At 62.9% G+C, this 20,428-nt stretch carries 18 protein-coding genes and 4 tRNA genes; 13 read left to right on the plus strand and 9 right to left on the minus strand.

The window, feature by feature from the left end; translation table 11 throughout:
- Window positions 1-111 precede the first annotated feature (111 nt).
- The 4 genes from radC to K6301_RS06720 are packed head-to-tail and all read right to left on the minus strand — an operon-like array spanning window position 112 to window position 4,400.
- Window positions 112-942, minus strand: a complete 831-nt coding sequence (radC, locus tag K6301_RS06705; protein WP_247220063.1) for a RadC family protein — start codon at window positions 940-942, stop codon at window positions 112-114.
- Between the two features lie 8 nt (window positions 943-950).
- Window positions 951-1,778: a type I methionyl aminopeptidase gene (gene map, locus K6301_RS06710; protein ID WP_247220065.1), complete on the minus strand. Its 828-nt coding sequence runs from the start codon at window positions 1,776-1,778 to the stop codon at window positions 951-953.
- 30 nt (window positions 1,779-1,808) lie between these two features.
- The gene (gene sfsA, locus K6301_RS06715; RefSeq protein WP_247220068.1) at window positions 1,809-2,528 is read right to left on the minus strand and encodes a DNA/RNA nuclease SfsA; all 720 of its coding nucleotides are present in this window, start codon (window positions 2,526-2,528) and stop codon (window positions 1,809-1,811) included.
- A 15-nt stretch (window positions 2,529-2,543) separates the two neighbouring features.
- A complete protein-coding gene (locus K6301_RS06720) occupies window positions 2,544-4,400 on the minus strand; it encodes a PHA/PHB synthase family protein (protein ID WP_247220070.1) in 1,857 nt (618 codons plus the stop codon).
- 125 nt (window positions 4,401-4,525) lie between these two features.
- On the opposite strand from K6301_RS06720, the gene K6301_RS06725 reads away from it, so the two are divergent.
- From K6301_RS06725 to recJ, 4 genes are all read left to right on the plus strand, one after another.
- Complete coding sequence (locus K6301_RS06725) at window positions 4,526-4,864, plus strand: hypothetical protein (protein ID WP_247220072.1); 339 nt, start codon at window positions 4,526-4,528, stop codon at window positions 4,862-4,864.
- 274 nt (window positions 4,865-5,138) lie between these two features.
- The gene (locus K6301_RS06730) at window positions 5,139-6,359 is read left to right on the plus strand and encodes an LL-diaminopimelate aminotransferase (protein ID WP_160872285.1); all 1,221 of its coding nucleotides are present in this window, start codon (window positions 5,139-5,141) and stop codon (window positions 6,357-6,359) included.
- Window positions 6,360-6,413: 54 nt separating this feature from the next.
- Entirely contained in the window at window positions 6,414-7,736 is a 1,323-nt protein-coding gene (locus tag K6301_RS06735) for a homoserine dehydrogenase (RefSeq protein ID WP_247220073.1), read from the plus strand.
- Between the two features lie 136 nt (window positions 7,737-7,872).
- A complete protein-coding gene (gene recJ, locus K6301_RS06740; RefSeq protein ID WP_425475387.1) occupies window positions 7,873-9,675 on the plus strand; it encodes a single-stranded-DNA-specific exonuclease RecJ in 1,803 nt (600 codons plus the stop codon).
- 35 nt (window positions 9,676-9,710) lie between these two features.
- Here recJ and K6301_RS06745 read toward each other — a convergent pair.
- The 5 genes from K6301_RS06745 to K6301_RS06765 all read right to left on the minus strand — a co-directional run bounded on the left by K6301_RS06745 (window position 9,711) and on the right by K6301_RS06765 (window position 12,402).
- A tRNA-Glu gene (locus tag K6301_RS06745) sits at window positions 9,711-9,785 on the minus strand.
- A 140-nt stretch (window positions 9,786-9,925) separates the two neighbouring features.
- Window positions 9,926-10,000 (minus strand) — tRNA-Glu (locus K6301_RS06750).
- Window positions 10,001-10,138: 138 nt separating this feature from the next.
- A tRNA-Glu gene (locus K6301_RS06755) sits at window positions 10,139-10,213 on the minus strand.
- A gap of 144 nt (window positions 10,214-10,357) precedes the next feature.
- The gene (locus K6301_RS06760) at window positions 10,358-11,623 is read right to left on the minus strand and encodes a YcbK family protein (protein WP_247220077.1); all 1,266 of its coding nucleotides are present in this window, start codon (window positions 11,621-11,623) and stop codon (window positions 10,358-10,360) included.
- 338 nt (window positions 11,624-11,961) lie between these two features.
- Entirely contained in the window at window positions 11,962-12,402 is a 441-nt protein-coding gene (locus K6301_RS06765; RefSeq protein WP_247220079.1) for a VOC family protein, read from the minus strand.
- Between the two features lie 195 nt (window positions 12,403-12,597).
- Between K6301_RS06765 and K6301_RS06770 the strand changes: the two genes are divergently transcribed.
- From K6301_RS06770 to metG, 9 genes are all read left to right on the plus strand, one after another.
- The gene (locus K6301_RS06770) at window positions 12,598-13,176 is read left to right on the plus strand and encodes a cold-shock protein (protein ID WP_134649184.1); all 579 of its coding nucleotides are present in this window, start codon (window positions 12,598-12,600) and stop codon (window positions 13,174-13,176) included.
- Between the two features lie 17 nt (window positions 13,177-13,193).
- Window positions 13,194-13,679, plus strand: a complete 486-nt coding sequence (locus K6301_RS06775; protein WP_247220082.1) for a DUF192 domain-containing protein — start codon at window positions 13,194-13,196, stop codon at window positions 13,677-13,679.
- 117 nt (window positions 13,680-13,796) lie between these two features.
- Window positions 13,797-13,873 (plus strand) — tRNA-Pro (locus K6301_RS06780).
- A gap of 291 nt (window positions 13,874-14,164) precedes the next feature.
- Window positions 14,165-15,163 carry a septal ring lytic transglycosylase RlpA family protein gene (locus tag K6301_RS25015; protein ID WP_160872310.1) on the plus strand — a complete coding sequence of 333 codons (999 nt, stop codon included), beginning with the start codon at window positions 14,165-14,167 and terminating at the stop codon, window positions 15,161-15,163.
- Between the two features lie 70 nt (window positions 15,164-15,233).
- A complete protein-coding gene (locus K6301_RS06790) occupies window positions 15,234-16,397 on the plus strand; it encodes a D-alanyl-D-alanine carboxypeptidase family protein (RefSeq protein WP_247220084.1) in 1,164 nt (387 codons plus the stop codon).
- Window positions 16,398-16,525: 128 nt separating this feature from the next.
- The gene (gene tmk / locus K6301_RS06795) at window positions 16,526-17,209 is read left to right on the plus strand and encodes a dTMP kinase (RefSeq protein ID WP_247220086.1); all 684 of its coding nucleotides are present in this window, start codon (window positions 16,526-16,528) and stop codon (window positions 17,207-17,209) included.
- Complete coding sequence (locus K6301_RS06800) at window positions 17,206-18,237, plus strand: DNA polymerase III subunit delta' (RefSeq protein WP_247220088.1); 1,032 nt, start codon at window positions 17,206-17,208, stop codon at window positions 18,235-18,237. Before tmk ends, K6301_RS06800 begins: the two co-directional genes overlap by 4 nt.
- Before the next feature lie 74 nt (window positions 18,238-18,311).
- Window positions 18,312-18,773: a hypothetical protein gene (locus K6301_RS06805; protein WP_247220090.1), complete on the plus strand. Its 462-nt coding sequence runs from the start codon at window positions 18,312-18,314 to the stop codon at window positions 18,771-18,773.
- Between the two features lie 101 nt (window positions 18,774-18,874).
- The gene (gene metG, locus K6301_RS06810; RefSeq protein WP_247220091.1) at window positions 18,875-20,425 is read left to right on the plus strand and encodes a methionine--tRNA ligase; all 1,551 of its coding nucleotides are present in this window, start codon (window positions 18,875-18,877) and stop codon (window positions 20,423-20,425) included.
- The last annotated feature ends 3 nt before the right edge of the window (window positions 20,426-20,428 follow it).

The raw sequence follows: 20,428 nt of genomic DNA on the forward strand, positions 1-20,428 counted from the left end.
GAAGAATCATATTGCATCGCAGCAATTGTCTTCGCCCGTCCAATTTCGTCAACCGAATGTGGCAGCAAACCGTTTCAATCGGATGAAAGATCGATCGTCCGATTTCGGAATTCACATAAGTCTCAAACCCTTGAGACTGACATGTCCGTCCTTGCCGATGATGATATGGTCATGCACCGTGATGCCGAGCGGCCGGGCGGTTTCCACGATCGTCTTCGTCATGTCGATGTCTGCCCGCGACGGGGTAGGGTCTCCCGACGGATGATTGTGGACCAGGATGATGGCGGTGGCGGAGAGCTCGAGCGCACGGCGCACCACCTCGCGCGGATAGACGGGCGTGTGATCCACCGTGCCGCGGCCCTGCACCTCGTCGGCGATCAGCGTGTTGCGCTTGTCCAGAAAGAGGATGCGAAACTGCTCGCGCGGCTCGTGGGCCATGGCGGCATGACAGTACTGGATGACCGAGGACCAGGAGGCGAGCACCGTCTTGTCGCGGATCTCGCTCTTCAGCGTGCGCTGGGCGACGGCGGCGATCAGCTTGATATCGAGCGCGACGGTCTCTCCGATGCCGCTGACTTCCTGGAGCAGGGCTGGTGTCGCACCGAAGACCCCGGCGAGCGTGCCGAATTTGCTGAGCAGCGCTTTGGCGACCGGCTTGGTGTCGCGGCGGGGAATGAGGCGAAAGAGGAGGAGTTCGAGGATTTCATAGTCGGCGAGCGCCGTATCGCCGCTTTCACGAAAACGAAGACGCAGGCGGTCACGGTGCCCGTGGTAATGCTTCTCTTCGGGTACGCTCGTGGCAATGGGAGCTGCGGTCCGCGCCGGCCGCTCCGAAAAATATCCGCGTTCGTCGGTTTCATGGAAAAGATCGCCGGCAGACGGCGCGTTGTCCGCCTTGGCGGCGGACGAGGGCTGGTCGATACGGCCGCGCGATCCCTTCATGGCGATCCTTAAGTAGGCAAACCGGGGCGGTCGAGGCCGCCGGGCGACAGCGTGAAGATTTCACATCCGTCGGCGGTGACGCCGACCGTGTGCTCGTACTGGGCCGACAGCGAGCGATCACGCGTCACGGCCGTCCAACCATCGGAAAGCACCTTCACATGCGGGCGGCCGAGGTTGATCATCGGCTCGATGGTGAAGATCATGCCCTCGCGAAGTTCCGGACCTTCGTTCGCCCGTCCGTAATGGAGGATGTTCGGCGCATCGTGAAACAGCCGGCCGACGCCGTGCCCGCAGAAATCTCGCACCACCGAGCAGCGCTCGGCCTCGGCATAGGCCTGGATGGCTTCGCCGATGGCGCCGGTGCGCGCACCGGGCCTGACGGCGGCAATGCCGCGCATCAAGCATTCATGGGTGACTTCGAGCAGCCGCTCGGCGGCACGCTTGATCTCGCCGACGGGATACATGCGGCTGGAATCGCCATGCCAGCCATCGAGAATGTAGGTGACGTCGATGTTGACGACGTCGCCCTCGCGCAGCGGCTTGTCGTTGGGGATGCCATGGCAGACGACATGGTTGATCGAGGTGCAGGTCGATTTCGTATAGCCGCGATAGTTGAGCGTGGCGGGCAGGGCGCCATTGTCCATGCCGAACTCGAAGACGAAGCGGTCGATCACGTCGGTCGCGACACCGGGCTTCACGAGCGGATAGAGTTCATCCAGGCAGCGGGCCGTCAGTTGACAGGCCTTGCGCATGCCCTCGAAGGCCTCCGCATCGTAAAGGCGGATGACGCCCGTGTTCTTCAACGGCGCCGCCGACGCTTCAATATAAGTCACCATGGTCCAGCTTTCTTCATTCTCCAGCGACCGTCATAAAACAGCGGCACCGGGTTCGTCCATGGCGATCGATGCGACAGGCCGGATTTGCGACGACGTAACGGCACATTTGACCGCATAGGCCTCCACGCCGCGGGAGAGCGCCCGCCGGAACCCGGCCGCATAGAACGGATCGAGGTCGGCGCAGATGCGGAAGAGGTCGCAATCCTCGCGCTGAACGAGATAGAGCATGATCGCGCGAAAGCCCGCTTCAACCATGTCGCCAAGCTCTTCGAGATGCTTTGCGCCCCGCGCCGTCACCGTATCGGGGAACTCGGCAAGGCCCGCGGTGCGGCGAAAATGCACATTCTTGACCTCCACATAGGTGGACGGCCGCGCATCGCCGGACAGGAGGATATCGACGCGCGAATTGCGGCCGTACTTCTTTTCGCGTTCGAGCAGCGGATAGGTCGCGAGATCGGAAACGAGGCTGGCACGGATAGCCTCTTCCGCCAGACGGTTCGGCAGGCCGGTATTGATACCCACGACGGTTTCATCCGCCTCCACAAGCTCCAAACGGTAACGATGCTTTCGCGTGGGACTGTCGCTCGTCGACATCCAGATGCGCGATCCCGGTGCGGTGAGGCCGCGCATCGAGCCGGTGTTCGGGCAGGAGCCGGTAATCGCCGACCCGTCGTCGAGGATCGCATCGAACAGGAAGCGCTTGTAGCGCTGCACGAGGGTGCCGGGGATAAGCGGCGGATCGAAGATCATCGCTGGATCAGTTCATCAGGCGCGCACGCGCACATAGGAGCCGGGGGCTTCCTCGATGGAGTTCATGCTGCCGCCGGTCTTGCGGGCCGGAACCATCCGGTCGTCCTCGGCCTTGATCCAGGCATGCCAGTGCGGCCACCACGACCCCGGGGTTTCCTTCGCCTTGCCGATCCACGCCTCGAATTCGCCCTTTGCCGGGCCGCCTGTCCAGTACTGGTACTTGTTCTTGTCGGGCGGGTTGACGACGCCGGCGATATGGCCGGAGCCGGCCATGACATAGGTGACCTTGCCACCAAACAGCTGGCTGCCGACGAAAACCGACTTGGCCGGCGCGATATGGTCTTCCTTGGTCGCGAGATTGTAGATCGGGATTTTCACATCCTTCAGGGAAAGCGTCTTGCCTGCGAGCACCATCTCGCCCTTGCTCAGCGTATTGTTGAGATAACAATTACGAAGATAAAACGAATGGTTGGCGGCAGGCATTCGCGTGGAATCTGAATTCCAGTAGAGGAGGTCGAAGGGCATGGGATCCTGGCCCTTCAGATAGTTGTTCACGACATAGGGCCAGATCAGTTCGGAGGCGCGCAGCATGTTGAATGCCGTCGCCATCTTGGAGCCGTCGAGGTAGCCCGTGGCCTGCATGCCGCGCTCGATGAGGTCGATCTGCTCCTCATCCGCGAAAACCTTGAGGTCGCCGGCATAGGTGAAGTCGACCTGCGTCGTGAACAAGGTCGCGCTGCGGATGCGCTTGTCGCCCTCCTTGGCATGCAGCGCCAGCGTCGCCGCCAGCAGCGTGCCGCCCACGCAGTAACCGATCGCGTTGACCTCGTCCTCGCCGGTCGCCTGCTTGATCGTGTCGAGCGCGAATTCTATGCCCTCGCGGGCATAGGCTTCCCAATCCTTGCCGGCATGCCGCTCGTCCGGGTTCACCCACGAGATGACGAAAACCGTATGGCCCTGGTCGACTGCCCATTTGATGAAGGATTTCGCGGGGTTAAGGTCGAGAATGTAGAATTTGTTGATCCACGGCGGGCAGATGAGGAGAGGGCGTTTCAGAACCTCCTCCGTCGATGCGTCGTATTGGATGACCTGACAGACATCGCTTTGTGCCAGGACCTTGCCCGGTGTGAGCGCCATGTTCTCGCCGATCGCGAACTTGCTGGTATCGGTCTGGCGCAGTTTCAGGTCGCCGCGGCCGGCCGCGATGTCCTCCGCCAGCATCTGCATGCCGCGCACGAGGTTCGCGCCGTTCGCAGCGACCGTTTCGCGATAGAGCTCCGGATTGGTGGTAACGAAGTTGGAGGGCGAAACGGCGCTTGCGATCTGCTTCACATAGAAGGCCGCCTTGTGGCGCGTGTGCTCGTCCAGGCCCTGGGCATCGGTCACGAGTTTCTCCGCCCAGTCCGACGTCACGAGATAGGCCTGCCGCAGGAAATCGAAGAAGGGGTTCTTCACCCAGTCCTCGTCCGTAAAACGCTTGTCCTTGGCGTGGGGATCAGTTGCCGGGGCCGCATCCTCGCCGCCCATCCGGCCGAGCGTGCGCGCCCAGATATTGAAATAGCTGCCCAGCAGCATGGTCTGGGCCTCCAGCGTGCGGCGCGGATCGGCCATCCAGTATTCGGAAACCTTCGAGAGGGTCTTGACCATGTCGACCATCGGTTCGGAGACGGTATCGACCTTCGCACCGCTTTCGCGCGGGGCGAGCCAGGCGGAGGCGGCTTTTCCCAGCTGCTCGACCATCCGGGCGAGATTGACCGTCAGCGCCTCGGGGTCCTTCACGACATAGGGCTCGATCGTTGCGGGATCGAAGGGCTGGAAACCGGGCTTTTCGCCGGCGGCATCGCGTTCACCCGCTTTGCTGTCCTGCGCCATGCTTTCCTCCCGATTTTATTGTCTCGTTTGCATTTTTACATTCTCTGCGAAACAGATTACAAGGGCCAGACAGCCTTTCGCGGCACGATCCGGAACCCGTCGTTTCGACAGGAGCATACAGCCATATGGCGTTCGAATTCAGGCGCTTGAGCGTCGTCCTTCTCATGGCCGCCCTGCCGGTGGCTTTCGGTTCCTGCAGCTCGACGCCGCGGGATCCCTCGGTCAATGCCGGTGCCAACCGCGCGGACGTCTATCCGGACATCACCGCCATCGTCAGCGCGGAGACGCAGCAGATGAGCGACGAGCAGGCGGCCGCCAACGGCGAGAGCCTTGCGGCGCTCGCGAAACGGCGCAGCGCCGGCCAGATTTCCGATGCGGAATACCGTCGCCAGCTCGCCGAATTGCAGGCGCTGCGCGACAACCACGGCAAGGCAACGCTTTCGGAGATCGAAGGCACGAATTAACGCTTGCGTTTCTTTCCGTTTGGCAGCAAAGCGAAAGGCGGCCTGGGGGCCGCCGGCGCGGGCGAAGCGTGTTCATTTCGAACGTTTTCGCCGCTGCATGATTCCTTGAACCGGGCACGATCCAAGGACAAAATTATGCGGCAATTGAAATGCTACTGCACCGTCTGCGCGCCGATTGTGACGCGCAGACGGTGCAGTAGCGCCGGTTGATCGAATCGCGCGGGGTTTGCTCCGGCCAAGCCGGGACAGGGCGCCGCGCCCAACGGGGTTGAAAATGGAAGAGTTTCACAAGGTCCGGCGTCTGCCGCCATATGTTTTCGAACAGGTCAACCGTTTGAAGGCAAGCGCGCGAGCGGGTGGCGCCGACATCATCGACCTTGGCATGGGCAACCCCGACCTGCCGACCCCCAAGGCGATCGTCGACAAGCTCTGCGAAGTCGTCCAGGACCCGCGCACGCATCGCTACTCGTCCTCCAAGGGCATTCCGGGCCTTCGCCGTGCGCAGGCCGCCTATTACGCGCGCCGCTTCGGCGTGAAGCTGAACCCGGAGACCCAGGTCGTCGCCACGCTCGGCTCCAAGGAAGGCTTCGCCAATATGGCGCAGGCGATCACCGCACCCGGCGACGTGATTCTCTGCCCAAACCCGACCTATCCGATCCACGCCTTCGGTTTCCTGATGGCGGGCGGCGTCATCCGCTCCATGTCCGTGGAGCCCGACGAAAGCTTCTTCCCGCCGCTCGAGCGCGCCGTGCGCCACTCGATCCCGAAGCCGCTGGCGCTGATCATCAACTACCCGTCGAACCCGACGGCGCATGTGGCTACGCTCGATTTCTACAAGGATGTCATCGCGTTTGCGCGCAAACACGACATCATCGTGCTGTCCGACCTCGCCTATTCCGAAATCTACTTCGACGACAACGCGCCGCCGCCGTCCGTTCTGGAAGTGCCCGGTGCCATGGACGTGACGGTGGAGTTCACCTCCATGTCCAAGACCTTCTCCATGCCCGGCTGGCGCATGGGCTTTGCCGTCGGCAACGAGCGGCTGATCGCCGCGCTGACGCGCGTGAAGTCCTACCTCGATTACGGCGCCTTCACGCCGATCCAGGTCGCGGCCACGCATGCGCTGAACGGCGACGGCTCCGACATCGCCGAAGTGCGCAACGTCTACAAGCGTCGTCGCGATGTGATGGTCGACACGTTCGGCAAGGCCGGCTTCGAGGTTCCGCCGCCGGCGGCCACCATGTTCGCCTGGGCGAAGATCCCGGAAAAGTTCCGCCATCTCGGCTCGCTGGAATTCTCCAAGCTGCTCGTCGAAAAGGCGGATGTCGCGGTCGCCCCGGGCGTCGGCTTCGGCGAGATGGGTGACGATTATGTGCGACTCGCGCTCGTCGAGAACGAACACCGCATCCGCCAGGCGGCGCGCAACATCAAGAAGTTCCTGTCGACGGCCGACGAGACGATGCACAACGTCATCTCGCTCAACGCCCATCGCTGAAATCCACCCTCCGCGGCCTGCGGAGGGTCTCTTCCAAAACGTTAGGACATGACCATGGCTGATGCCCTGAAGATCGGCATTGCGGGCTTGGGGACCGTTGGTGCCTCGCTCGTGAAGATTCTCGTCGAACGCAGGGACATGCTCACCACGACGTGCGGCCGGCCAATCGAGATCGTTGCAGTGACGGCCCGCACCAAGGGCCGCGACCGTGGCATCGACCTGTCCGCCGCCGAATGGTTCGATGATCCGGCCGCCATGGCGCGCGATGCGACGATCGACGTCTTCGTCGAGCTGATGGGCGGGGCCGGCGATCCGGCACTCGCAGCGGTAAAGGCGGCGCTGTCGCGCGGTGTGCACGTCGTCACCGCCAACAAGGCGTTGCTCGCCGCCCATGGCGTCGAGCTTGCCGCCATCGCCGAGAAAAACGGCTGCATTCTCAACTATGAGGCAGCGGTCGCAGGCGGCATTCCGGTCATCAAGGCACTCAGGGAATCGCTGACGGGCAACACGATCTCGCGCGTCTACGGCATCATGAACGGCACCTGCAACTACATCCTCACCAAGATGGAGAAGGAGGGGCTGTCCTTCGAGGCATGCCTCAAGGAAGCCCAGCGCCTTGGCTATGCCGAGGCCGATCCGGCCTTCGACATCGAGGGCAACGACACCGCTCACAAGCTGTCGATCCTGACGACGCTCGCCTTCGGCACGAAGATCGCGGCGGACGATATCTATCTCGAGGGCATCACCAACATCTCCATCGACGACATCCGCGCGGCGGCCAATCTCGGCTATCGCATCAAGCTTCTGGGCGTTGCGCAGAGGACCGATACGGGCGTCGAGCAGCGCGTGCATCCCACCATGGTGCCGCTCGACAGCGTGATCGCGCAGGTGGACGGCGTGACGAACGCGGTTGCGATCGAATCGGACATCCTCGGCGAGTTGCTGATGGTCGGTCCGGGTGCCGGCGGCAACGCCACGGCCTCCGCGGTGCTCGGCGATATCGCCGACATCGCAAAGAGCCGTCCCGGCGCGCAGACCGTTCCCGCGCTCGGCCGTCCGGCTGCGGCACTTGCGCCTTACAAGCGCGCGCAAATCCGCAAACACCACGGCGGCTACTTCATCCGCCTCTCGGTCGAGGACCGCACCGGCGTCTTCGCCAGCATTGCCAAGCATATGGCCGAAAACGGCATCTCGCTCGAATCCATCGTACAGCGTGCCCAGTCCACGGCCGAATCGACGGATCCGAAGACCATCATCCTCGTGACCCATGCGACGATGGAGGATTCCGTCCGCAAGGCGGTGGCGTCCATCAAGGCCGAGGGATACCTGGTCGGCGAGCCGCAGGTGATTCGCATCGAGCGCCCCAAGACGGCATGATTCGCGCTGACGGTATCGCGGCGCGGATCGGCCCTTCGTTTTGACCTCTTCGCGCTCGCGCGTGGAGGGCGGCCGGCGGGCAGGATAAGGGGCGGCCTTCGGATGCAGGGGTAAAACGACCGGAGTCGCGATGAGCATGTTGGAAAACGCCGATCCCGTCCCCCGCGCCTTTCTCGGCGTCGAGCGCTCCGCGACCGGGCAGCGCTGGATGGCGCGGCTCGATCAGGCGGGAGAGAACCGCGCGCTTGCGATGAGCCAGACCCACGGCCTGCCCGACCTGATTTCCCGGGTGCTTGCCGGGCGGGGCGTACCGTTCGAAAACGCGCTCGAATTTCTGGATCCGACATTGCGCCGGCTGATGCCGGAACCCTACAGCCTGATGGACTGCGAAGCGGCCACCGAGCGGCTGGCGCGCGCTATCGCCAACCGCGAGCGCGTGGCGATCTTCGGCGATTACGATGTCGACGGCGCATCGTCATCCGCGCTGCTCTATCGTTTCCTCGCACATTTCGGCGTCGAGGCCGAAATCTACATTCCCGACCGGATCTTCGAAGGCTATGGGCCCAATCCGGCGGCGATCGGCCAGTTGATCGAGCGCGGTGCGCAACTGATCGTCACGGTCGATTGCGGCTCCACCAGCCACGAATCGCTTGCCGTAGCGCGCGAACGCGGCGTCGATGTCGTGGTAATCGATCACCACCAGGTCGGCGTGGAGGTGCCGCCCGCGCTGGCCGTGGTCAATCCGAACCGTGAGGACGATCTGTCGGGGCAGGGGCATCTGTCGGCCGCCGGCGTCGTGTTCCTCGTGCTCGTGGCCCTGCAACGGCTCCTGCGCACGCGTGGCGATGCCCGCGCCGGCACGATCGATCTCCTGTCCATGCTCGATATCGTCGCGCTGTCGACGGTGTGCGATGTCGTGCCGCTCAAGGGCCTGAACCGCGCCTATGTCGTAAAAGGCCTCGTCGCCGCCCGTCATCTCGGCAATGCGGGATTGACGGCGTTGCTCAAGCAGGCAGGCATCGGCGGCCCCGTGACGCCCTATCATCTCGGCTTCCTCGTCGGGCCGCGCATCAATGCCGGCGGGCGTATCGGCGACGCGGCGCTCGGCAGCCGGCTTCTCACCATGGAAGAGCCCGGAGAGGCCGAGCGCATCGCCCTCCAACTGGACGAGCTCAACCGCGAGCGGCAGGCGATGGAAGCGGCCATGCTGGCGGAGGCGGAAGCCGAGGCGCAGGCGGAATACGGCACAGGCGAGAACGCGTCCGTGATCATCACCGCCCGCGAGGGCTGGCATCCCGGCGTCGTCGGCCTGCTGGCCTCCCGTCTCAAGGATCGCTTCCGGCGGCCGGCCTTTGCCATCGCCTTCGACCCGTCCGGCAAAGGCACCGGCTCGGGCCGCTCGATCAGCGGGTTCGATCTTGGCCGCATGGTGCGTGCCGCGGTGGACGAAGGCATTCTCGTCAAGGGGGGCGGCCATGCCATGGCGGCCGGCCTCACGGTGGAACGCGCCAACCTCGGTCGGTTGCGCAGCTTCTTCGAGGAGCGCGCCGAGCGTGTCGTGCGCGACCTCGTGGCGGTGGAAACGTTGAAGATCGACGGGGCGCTCAGCGCCAGTGGTGCGACGCTTGCGCTTGCCGACCAGCTGGAGCAGGCGGGCCCCTATGGTTCCGGCCATCCGCAGCCGGTCTTCGCCCTGCCGGCGCACCGTGTGCGCGATGTGCGGCCGGTGGGTGCCAACCACCTGCGCGTCAGCCTGGAAGGGCCGGACGGTGGCCGTCTCGACGCCATGGCGTTTCGCGCGGCCGAAACCGATCTCGGCCTCTTCCTGATGAAGGAGCGCGGTCAGGCGGTGCATTTCGCCGGCACGCTTTCGGCCGACAGCTGGCAGGGCAACAGGCGCATACAGTTTCGCATTCTCGATGCGGCAAAGGCATTCTGAGCGCGGATGTTTTGTCGGAACAGGGGAGAGAACCGTGGCACGCCCTAGGGGAGTCGAACCCCTCTTTTCAGAATGAAAATCTGACGTCCTAACCGATAGACGAAGGGCGCGTGCGGTGGGCGTCTTCTAATCAGGGCAGCGGATTCGTGCAAGCCCTAAATGCAGGATTTTTCTATTTTTCTTGCCCGAAAACAGAGTGCCCATTGGCACAGGTGGTGGGCAAATAAAGGCATTTGAGGGAAGAGAACCGTGGCACGCCCTAGGGGAGTCGAACCCCTCTTTTCAGAATGAAAATCTGACGTCCTAACCGATAGACGAAGGGCGCGTGCGGTGGGCGTCTTCTAATCAGGACCGGCCGGATGCGCAAGACGAAAAATGCCGTAAGTCGCAACTTTTTCAATGCCGAACGAACGGGTTCGGATGATGGTGCGATAACGATGGTGACTTGGGGGGAGAGGGACCGTGGCACGCCCTAGGGGAGTCGAACCCCTCTTTTCAGAATGAAAATCTGACGTCCTAACCGATAGACGAAGGGCGCGTGCGGTGGGCGTCTTATAGAAGGGCGTTTTCGGTTCCGCAAGCGGGAAAAAGCCGTTGTGACAAAAAAATGAAAGGCCGCCTCAAGGGCGGCCTCGGCGTCTCGAAAATTGAATTTTCCCAGATATTTACGGCTCAAGTCCGGCTATTTGCGGCGGCAGCGCCAGTTCCAGTCGCGCTCCGGTCCGATATCGATATGCACCGATTCCGTATGGCAATAGGTGCCCACGCCGCCGCGGCCGGGCATGCTGCGTAGATATTCGGCGAGCTCCCATTTGCTCACACCGGCAATCTGGATATCTGCGGCCTCGCAACGCGTGTGCAGCGATTGTTTTGCCCGGTTCACCTTCACGTCGCGCAGGCCGGATGTGACGATGATGGGTTTGTCGTAATGGTGCTCGATGTTCTTGAGAACCTGCAGCAGCTCCGGCTTGAAGCAACCCGTCTTCACCTTCTCGGTCTGCAGCCACAGTCCGTTCGGCGCGAGGCGCGCAAGGCCGGCAAGCGAGGCCACTTCCTTGAACTGCGGCGCGTCGTCCTCGACCTCATCGGATTCCGAATGGTTTGTCGAGAACATCGCATTGGCGGTGGAAACGCCGGGCAGGGTTCCGAGCGATGCCTTCTGCGTGGAGCCGGCGGTGTCGCGGTTCAGCACCCGCCGCTCTCGCGTGGCGAAGCGCTCACCGTTGAAATCGTCCTTCGCCGCTTCCCGCTTGTTGGCGAAGAGCGAGGCGAGGGTGACCTGCTTGCGCTGTCCGGTCTGCGTTTCCGGCACGCTTCCGACAGTCGCGCCAAGGGTGTTCTCACCGTCCTGGGCGGCAAGCGCCATTTCCGCGGGATTGGCGTTTTGCGTTTCCGCGACGAGCGCCGTGCGCGCCGTCTTCGGGATCGGTCCCGTCTCCGGCAGGATGAGCGCCTGCTCGCCATCAGCCGATGGCTGCACGGACGCGCCCACCTGCGGCATGTCCTCGACCGGCAGGCGGCCATCCGCTCCGATCGTCTGCGCAGCACCTGTGGAATAGAGGCTTGTCGTTGCCGGATTGGTACCGGTCCTCTCGGCAGCATAGGCCGCGCCCGTCGGCGTCACCTGGCCGCCGTTGGAGTAGATGCTGGCCTTGTTGGCATCGAGCGACGCGGGCTGCATGACGAGGCCGGCCATCTCGGCCTTTTCCGTCTGCTGGCCGGTCGCAGCCGCTTCGGCGGAGGCCTCGGCAGACGCCGTTTCGGCGAACACGGGCGTCGTCGTTTCCTCGCCGCTCGCGGCGACGGCATCGTCCTTGGTCCGGGCGGTTGCATTGTCCGCGCGCAAATCTGTAGAGACTGCGGAAACGCAGCCCGAGAGTGTGGCGACCGAGACGGCCAGCAGCAATCCATACCGCAGCGTCTTGAGGCCGGGCCACTTTCCTTGCATGTCCTGCAAAGGCTTTCCCCCGCTTTCGACGTTCGGGCCTCCGGTCTTGCCGCCGGAAAGGCCAATTCTTCAAACAGTCGCAACCGCAGTCGATGAAGCCGTGAGGCCACGCTGCGATTGCCGCGATGTTAGCGCTTGAGCCGATGGTGTAAAGGCCGGAGCGCTGGGTGCCGTGAGCGCAAACGAGCGCAATCCGGCCGAACAAAGGCCCGAATCGCCGCGTTACGCTTGAAGAACGGCCGGGAAAGCAAGAAATCCTGGCCGAATACGGCGAAACGATGGTTTGTCGCGTTCACCCTAGAGCCCGGGGTTTGCCCGGGGCTTGCGTTGCGGGCGAATTACCAGCTGCCGGTGTTCTGCATCGAGGCCCAGGGTTCGGCCGGGGCAAGGTTTTCGCCCTTCTGCAGGATCTCGATGGAAATGCCGTCCGGCGAGCGCACGAACGCCATGTGGCCGTCGCGCGGCGGGCGATTGATGACGACGCCATTGTCCATCAGCTTCTGGCACACGGCATAAATATCGTCGACCTCATAGGCGAGGTGGCCGAAATTGCGCCCGCCGGCATAATCCTCGGTATCCCAGTTATAAGTGAGTTCGAGGCAGGGCGCGGCGTTGGCGCGCGCCGCCTCGACGTCCCCAGGGGCGGCCAGAAAGATCAGCGTGAAGCGGCCCTTCTCGTTCTCGTACCGGCGAACCTCCTCCAGTCCGAAGAGCGTGCAGTAGAAGTGAAGGGACTGGTCGATGTCTTTGACGCGAACCATCGTGTGAAGATAACGCATGAAAATATCCTCTGAACCCGGAATCAAGCGGAAGGTTATGGTTTTGTCAGCTTGAGGCAAGCCTTGAAGGCTACCAATGCAGCCGGCAAAAGTTTCAAGGGGGCTTGCGCAGTCGCATCGGGACAATGTTATTCTTATTCTCAAGAATCAGTTAACCGTAACTCATGTGACGCGTAAACGAGGGGCTGGCAGATCATGGCAGACAGGGTGTCTTCAAAGGAAATCACGACGCGTGATGACCAGAGCAATGACGCCGTTGATCTGATCGAGATCACCGGGGTCATCAAGTGGTTCGATGTCGCCAAGGGGTTCGGCTTCATCGTGCCCGACAACGGCATGCAGGACATCCTGCTGCACGTTACCTGTTTACGCCGCGATGGCTATCAGACGGTTCTGGAAGGCACGCGCGTCGTTGCGCTGGTCCAGAAGCGTGAGCGTGGCCACCAGGCTTTCCGCATCCTGTCCATGGATCAGTCCACGGCCGTCCATCCCTCGCAGATGCCGCCGGTTCGCACCCACGTGCAGGTCACGCCGTCCAGCGGGCTCGAGCGCGTGCTGGTAAAATGGTTCAACCGGACCAAGGGCTTCGGCTTCCTGACGCGCGGCGAGGGCACCGAGGACATCTTCATTCACATGGAGACCCTGCGCCGCTTCGGCCTGACGGAACTGCGGCCGGGCCAGGTCGTGCTGGTGCGCTTTGGCGATGGCGAAAAAGGCCTGATGGCGGCCGAAATCCATCCGGATCTCCCGGTCGCGGGCAACAGGCCGCATTGATGGCGGTCGGCGCGCGAATGGCAGGCCTCGCACGTCTGGCCGGGTTTTTCGCGGCGTTCTTTTTCCTCACGTCTTTCGGTGCTTCCGCCGCCGAGACATTCGATACCCAATCGCTGACCATCGTGACGCGCGACGGCCGCAGCCACGCCTTCACGGTGGAGCTTGCCGTAACGCCGCGCCAGCGCGAGCAGGGGCTGATGCACCGCCGCGAGATGGCGCCCGATCACGGTATGCTCTTTGCTTTCGGCGAGACGCGTCAGGTCTTCATGTGGATGAAGAACACCTATATTCCGCTCGACATGCTGTTCATCGCCAAGGACGGCAAGATCACCGCGATCAAGGAAAACGCCGAGCCCCATTCCGAATCGATCATCGATTCCAAGGGCCCGATCGACTTTGTGCTGGAACTCAACGGCGGCACGGTCAAACGCCTCGGCATCCGCACGGGCAACCGCATCCAGAACGAACTCGTGGAATCCATGCGCACGGCAAAGCAGCCCTGAGGCGCGGCAGCACCAAGGCGCGGCAGCTCGGGGGAATTCATCCACAAGCGCACGAAAACAACCGTTTGCTGTTGCGGCAAAGACCGGATGCGTGTATCTCCCCATCGCCGGGACGGACGGAGTGTAGCGCAGTCTGGTAGCGCATCTGGTTTGGGACCAGAGGGTCGGGAGTTCGAATCTCTCCACTCCGACCACCGGCGAAGGCTTCAGAACATTGTTCTTCCCGACCGCCTTGATGCGGTTTTACCGGCGCTTTCGGTGCTGGTTCGCAGCGTGTTCGCGCGTGCCGCCTTCATCAATATTAACCATGCATAAACCATAATTCGCGGAAGCTGGACCGGAGTTTGGCGTTCGCTCGCAATTTCGCCACGTTGCTGGCATGATTAACGCACTGTTATTTACTGAGTGGCATTGACGGTCGACTTGCAGGGGCAGGGTTAGGCTGGCACACCGTCGGGGACAATAGCGGCGTGGGACATAAAGACATCAAGAACACTGTGAACCGATTTGGCACGGCCCTCAGGTTCATCGCGATTCCGCTTGTATGCGCTGGCCTTGCTGCCTGCGCGACGACGTCGGCACCGACCAAGAAGAAACCCCGCAGCAAGGAGTTCTTCTCCGAATCCGAATATGGCGTGAAGGCAAGCCCGCGCGTCGTGGAGGAGGGGCAGGCCGTTCCCAAGGGCGGCGGCCGCTATCAGGTCGGCAAGGCCTACCAGGTGCGCGGCAAGTGGTACCAGCCCAAGGAAGAGCTCGGCTACAACAAGACGGGGCTTGCCTCCTGGTACGGTTCCGCGTTCCATGGCCGCCGCACGGCCAATGGCGAGGTCTACGACAAGTACCACCTGTCGGCCGCCCATCCGACCTTTCCGCTGCCCAGCTACGCACGCGTCACGAACATGGAAAACGGCACGTCCGTCATCGTGCGCGTGAACGATCGCGGCCCGTTCCATGAGGGGCGCGTGATCGACGTGTCCTCCAAGACGGCCGACCTGCTCGACATGAAGCGCACCGGCACGGCGAAGGTCCGCGTGCAATATGTCGGCAAGGCGCCGCTCGAGGGCAACGACATGCCCTATCTCATGGCATCCTATGTCACCAAGGGCTCGCGCGTTCCCGCCGTCGATCCCGGCGGCCAGATCGCAACGGGCGTAATGGTGGCGTCTGCCGACAGTCGTTCGCTGCCGAGCGACGGTTCCGGCACACTTTCTGCCCCGACGGGCAGTGCCATGACGGCGCTCGCCAACACGGCGGCCCAGGAAAACACGCCGTTCCAGGTGATGGAGCAGTTCGTTTCGCTGCCCGATATCGGCCCGATGCCGATGGAGCGGCCGAATTTCACGCCCCAGCTTTCCGCCGATCCGAGCTATGCGGCCGCCTATGCCGACGAGCGCGTGCGCGACGCTTCGGGCGCCTTCGACGCAATCCTCACCATCGACGGCAAACTGACGCCGCTGTCCGCACTCGCCGATAACGCCGGCTGACCCGCGACGGCGTCAAAGCCGTTTGCGATTGGCGCGGGCCTATGGGAGTGTGACGGCATCCGGAGTCGTCATGCATCATCGTCTGCTCATTCTTCTCGCTTTCCTCGTCTTGCTGCCGGGATTTGCGCCTGCCCAGTCTACGGCGCCGCAGGCCGGTTTCGACGTGAAGGCCAAGCAGGTCTACCTCATCGAGGCCGAGACGGGCACGGTGCTTTTCGCGCGGGCGGAAGACGAGGCCGTGCCCGCTGCCTCTCTCGCCAAGCTCATGACCATGGCGACGGTCTTCAAGGCCCTGGCCGCCGGCGAAACCACGCTGGAGACGCAGTATCCCGTCAGCGAATATGCCTGGCGCACGGGCGGCGCGCCGTCGCGCACCTCCACGATGTTTGCCGCGCTGAAATCGAATATTCGGGTCGAGGACCTCATCCGCGGCATTGCCGTGCAGTTCGCCAACGATGCCTGCATCATCCTGGCCGAGGGCCTGGCGGGTTCGGAAAGCGCCTTCGCCGAACGCATGACGAAGGAGGCGAGGGCGCTCGGGCTGGAACGCTCGGTCTTTGCCAATGCCACGGGCCTGCCAAACCCCGACAACAAGGTGACGATGCGCGAGATGGTGGTTCTGGCCCGCCATCTCCAGACGACCTATCCCGAGCGGATGGGGTATTTTGTCGAGCCGGAATTCGCGTGGAACAAGATCGCGCAGCGCAACCGTAATCCGCTTCTGGCGCTCAATATCGGCGTCACCGGCTTCGTCACGGGCTTTTCCGAGGAGGGCGGTTATTCCATCGTCGCCTCGGTCAACCGCGACGGCAAGCATCTGCTGCTCGCCATGAGCGGGCTGGAGAACGACAAGGTCCGCATCGAGGAATCGCGCCGGATCATCGAATGGGCGCTGTCGTCCTTCGAGCGGCGTACGCTCTTCCGCGAAGGTGAGACGATTGCCGATGCGAGCGTCTATGGCGGGGCAAGCGGCAAGGTGCCGCTGGTGGCCGGCGAGCAGGTCGATGTCTTCCTGCCGAAGGACAACTCGCAGCGCCTGGTCGCCCGCGTGGTCTACACCTGGCCGCTGCGGGCGCCTGTCCAGCAGGGACAGGCCGTCGGGACGCTGCGCATATCCAACGAGAAGCAGCTCCTGCGCGAGGTCCCGGTAAAGACGGCGGGAACAGTGGACGTCGGCACGCTGCGCTCGCGGGCGCTGGATGCGTTGGTCGAACTCTTCTTCTTCTGGATATGAACGGGCAGGGCGGGGCGAAAAGCGTTTCGCCTGCCGGAAACATGGGGTAGTAGTGGTCCGATTCATCTCGGCCATGCCGGATTTCGACTGAAGACGCCGCGTTGCGGCCACAGCAACGGAAACAGGATTTGTCTGCCGCACCCGGTTTGTTTGTCACGTTCGAAGGCGGCGAGGGCGCCGGAAAGTCGACGCAGATCCAGCTTCTCGCCCAGGCCTTGCGCGCGCGCGGCATGACGGTGCTCACGACGCGTGAACCGGGCGGCTCGAAGGGGGCGGAGGCCGTCCGTCACGTCCTTCTTTCCGGCGCCGCGGAACCGTACGGCATTCGCATGGAGGCGATCCTGTTTGCCGCCGCACGCAGCGATCATGTCGAACAGGTCATCCGCCCGGCGCTTGCGGCGGGAAGCGTCGTGCTGTGCGATCGCTTCATGGATTCCTCGCGCGTCTACCAGGGCATTACCGGCAATCTCGAACAGCCCTTCATCGAGGCGCTGGAGCGGGTCGCGGTCAATGGCGTCGTGCCGGATTGTACGGTGATCTTCGACCTGCCGGCTGCCGTAGGGCTGGAGCGTGCCCGCAAGCGTGCCGCCGGGCCGAACGAGCAGCCCGACCGTTTCGAAAAGGAAGAGCTGCAGACGCACGAGAAGCGGCGCGAAGCCTTTCTCGATATCGCCGAGCGCGAGCCGCTGCGCTGCCGGGTCGTCGATGCCACAAGGACGCAGGAGGCGATTGCGGCGGACGTCCTGGCCATCGTCGAGCCGTTGCTGCCCATCGCTGCCGCCCGCAGGCAGAATCCGGAGCAGGTTTCGTGAGCGACGAGCGCCCGGGCATTCTGGATGGCGCGGTACATCCCGCCGAGCAGACGAAGCTTTTCGGCCATGTCGAGGCGGAGGATTTCCTTGCGCGCACCTATCGTTCGGGCAAGGGGCATCACGCCATCCTGATGGAGGGGCCGGAGGGGATCGGCAAGGCGACGTTCGCCTTCCGCTTCGCCAACCACGTGCTGCATCATCCCGATCCGTCCGCTGCACCGGAGAGCCTCGCCGCGCCCTCGCTCGCCTCGCCGATCACCCGTCAGCTGGCGGCCGGCTCCTCCCATAATCTGCTGCACCTTACCCGCCCGGTGGACGAGAAGAGCGGCAAGGTGAAATCCGCGATTACCGTGGACGAGGTGCGCAAGGCCGGAAAATTCCTGGCGCAGACCTCCGGTACGGGCAACTGGCGCATCGTCATCATCGATCCCGCGGATGATCTCAACCGCAACGCCGCCAACGCCATCCTGAAGATCCTGGAGGAGCCGCCGAAGCGGGCGCTCTTCCTTGTCCTGACCCATGCGCCGGGCAAGCTGCTGCCGACCATCCGCTCGCGCTGCATGCCGTTGGCGCTTGCGCCATTGTCTGATGCAGATCTCGTCTCGGCCCTGGACAGCCTCGGCGTCGCACCATCAGGCGAACGGGCAGGGGCGCTGATCGAAGCCGCGCATGGCAGCGTCTCGGAGGCGCTGAAATTGGTGAACTACGGCGGTTTCGACATCGTGGAAGCATTCCGCGCCATCGTCGACGGAGCGGCCGAACCACCACGCCGCGACGTGCACAAGCTCGCCGATGTGCTCTCTGCGAAAGACAGCGACACCGTCTTCTCCTTCTTCTGCCAGCACGCGGCGGATTTCGTGACGGACAGCGCCCGCGCCGCAGCCCTCGCCGGCGACATCGCCCGCGCCGACCGCCTTGCGCAACTCTCGTCGCAACTCGGCGAGCGCATCGCCATCGCGCAGGGCTACAACCTCGATCGCAAGCAGACGATCATCACCGTGCTCGACGACATCCGGGCGGCGCTATAGGCGCGTCGCATGTTCACGCCACAGTTCCGGCATAGTCGAATGAAAGCCTGAGCCAGAAACGGACAGGGGGTCTAATGCCGGCAATTCTTTTGTACGGTCTGATTTTCTTACTGGCTCCCATTGACGTCGCCGCCGCCGAAGAAAGCAGAGACGGCACGACATTCTCCGTGCAGGCAGCCTTTCTGCCGCAGGACGACGATCCGGTCACCAACGCAGCAACGTGCAAGATCGGCCAGACGTGTCGGATTCTTTATGAAAAGCAGCACGATATCGGCCTGTCCCTGGAAGTTTGGCAAAACGACGATCATCCATGTCTTATGCAGAAAATCTCTTTGGACTGCGGCTTGGATGACTGTTCATTTGAAAATGGCCGGTCGGAAATGAATTTCGGGGCCGATCGTCGGTTCACGGTGTTCGAGGAACCCGAGAGTGGTGTTGAAACCCTCCTCGTTCTGAAGGCCAGGCCGAAGATCGGTGATGTTCTTTTGGTCTTGCCAGCGCTTGGCCGGAATTGTCTTGGGCGGGGAGCGCAGTGACAATTCGGGAAGGCACTCATGGGAAACTTGCTGTTTCCCTCTGCGGCGGCATGGTCTAATACCTTGCGGCAACGCACAACCGAAAACAGAACGTAGCCTTCATGACCGACACGTCCCGCTTCTACATCACGACCGCCATTTCCTATCCGAACGGCAAGCCGCATATCGGCCATGCCTATGAGTTGATCGCCACGGATGCGATGGCGCGCTACCAGCGGCTGGACGGACGCGATGTCTTCTTTCTGACGGGCACGGACGAGCACGGCCAGAAGATGCAGCAGACCGCGCGCAAGGAGGGCATCACGCCGCGGGAATTGGCTGACAGGAATTCGAAAGAATTCAAGGATATGGCCGTTCTTCTTAATGCATCGAACGATGATTTCATTCGCACAACCGAACAGCGCCATTACGAAGCCTGCGCCGAGATCTGGCGCCGGATGCAGGCCAATGGCGACATCTACAAGGGCGGTTATGCCGGATGGTATTCCGTCCGCGACGAAGCCTATTACCAGGAGAGCGAGACCGAGAAGCGCGACGACGGCGTTCGCTACGGCCCGCAAGGCACACCTGTCGAATGGGTTGAGGAGGAGAGCTACTTCTTCAAGCTCTCGGCCTATCAGGACAAGCTCCTCAAGCACTATGAGGACAACCCTGACTTCATCGGCCCGGCCGAGCGCCGCAACGAGGTCGTCTCCTTCGTCAAGTCCGGTCTCAAGGACCTGTCCGTCTCGCGCACGACCTTCGACTGGGGCATTCCGGTTCCGGGCGATCCCGATCATGTGATGTATGTCTGGGTGGATGCGCTGACCAACTACATCACCGCGACGGGCTACCTGACCGATCCCGAGGGACCGCGCGCAAAGTACTGGCCGGCGAATATCCACATCATCGGCAAGGATATCATCCGCTTCCACGCCGTCTACTGGCCGGCCTTCCTGATGTCGGCGGGCTTGCCCTTGCCGGAACGCGTCTTCGCGCATGGCTTCCTGCTCAACAAGGGTGAGAAGATGTCGAAGTCGCTGGGCAACGTCGTGGATCCGGTCAACCTCGTCAGCCATTTCGGCCTCGATCCGATCCGCTATTTCTTCCTGCGCGAAGTCTCCTTTGGCCAGGACGGAAGCTATAGCGAAGAGGGCATCGCGACCCGCATCAACTCGGATCTCGCCAACGGCATCGGCAATCTGGCCAGCCGTTCGCTGTCGATGATCGTCAAGAACTGCGACGGCAAGATACCCGAATGCGGTGAATTGACGGATGCCGACCGTGCGATGCTGGCCTCCGTCGACGCGCTGCATGCGATCACGCGCGAGGAAATGGGCAAGCAGCAGATCCACAAGGCGCTCGCCGCGATCATCGCCGTCGTGTCCGAGGCCGACCGTTATTTCGCGGGCGAAGCGCCCTGGGCGCTCAAGAAGACCGATCCCGTCCGCATGGGCACCGTGCTTTACGTGACGGCGGAAGTCGTGCGGCAGATCGCGATCCTGCTTCAGCCCTTCATGCCGGAATCGGGCGGCAAGCTGCTGGATCTCGTCGGCGCCGGCGCGGACAAGCGGGATTTCGCCGCACTGGGCACCGCAGGCCGTCTGGTGAGCGGCACGCCGCTGGAAGCGCCCGCACCGGTCTTCCCGCGCTATGTGGCGCCCGAGGCGTAAGGT

The sequence above is a fragment of the Shinella oryzae genome, from assembly GCF_023038235.1.
Lineage (GTDB): Bacteria > Pseudomonadota > Alphaproteobacteria > Rhizobiales > Rhizobiaceae > Shinella > Shinella sumterensis.

Bases quoted from the DNA above. Each gene is read 5' to 3' on its own strand.
- radC (WP_247220063.1), bottom strand. From the start codon at position 942: ATGAAGGGATCGCGCGGCCGTATCGACCAGCCCTCGTCCGCCGCCAAG.
- map (WP_247220065.1), bottom strand. From the start codon at position 1,778: ATGGTGACTTATATTGAAGCGTCGGCGGCGCCGTTGAAGAACACGGGC.
- sfsA (WP_247220068.1), bottom strand. From the start codon at position 2,528: ATGATCTTCGATCCGCCGCTTATCCCCGGCACCCTCGTGCAGCGCTAC.
- K6301_RS06720 (WP_247220070.1), bottom strand. From the start codon at position 4,400: ATGGCGCAGGACAGCAAAGCGGGTGAACGCGATGCCGCCGGCGAAAAG.
- K6301_RS06725 (WP_247220072.1), top strand. From the start codon at position 4,526: ATGGCGTTCGAATTCAGGCGCTTGAGCGTCGTCCTTCTCATGGCCGCC.
- K6301_RS06730 (WP_160872285.1), top strand. From the start codon at position 5,139: ATGGAAGAGTTTCACAAGGTCCGGCGTCTGCCGCCATATGTTTTCGAA.
- K6301_RS06735 (WP_247220073.1), top strand. From the start codon at position 6,414: ATGGCTGATGCCCTGAAGATCGGCATTGCGGGCTTGGGGACCGTTGGT.
- recJ (WP_425475387.1), top strand. From the start codon at position 7,873: ATGTTGGAAAACGCCGATCCCGTCCCCCGCGCCTTTCTCGGCGTCGAG.
- K6301_RS06760 (WP_247220077.1), bottom strand. From the start codon at position 11,623: ATGCAAGGAAAGTGGCCCGGCCTCAAGACGCTGCGGTATGGATTGCTG.
- K6301_RS06765 (WP_247220079.1), bottom strand. From the start codon at position 12,402: ATGCGTTATCTTCACACGATGGTTCGCGTCAAAGACATCGACCAGTCC.
- K6301_RS06770 (WP_134649184.1), top strand. From the start codon at position 12,598: ATGGCAGACAGGGTGTCTTCAAAGGAAATCACGACGCGTGATGACCAG.
- K6301_RS06775 (WP_247220082.1), top strand. From the start codon at position 13,194: ATGGCAGGCCTCGCACGTCTGGCCGGGTTTTTCGCGGCGTTCTTTTTC.
- K6301_RS06790 (WP_247220084.1), top strand. From the start codon at position 15,234: ATGCATCATCGTCTGCTCATTCTTCTCGCTTTCCTCGTCTTGCTGCCG.
- K6301_RS06805 (WP_247220090.1), top strand. From the start codon at position 18,312: ATGCCGGCAATTCTTTTGTACGGTCTGATTTTCTTACTGGCTCCCATT.
- metG (WP_247220091.1), top strand. From the start codon at position 18,875: ATGACCGACACGTCCCGCTTCTACATCACGACCGCCATTTCCTATCCG.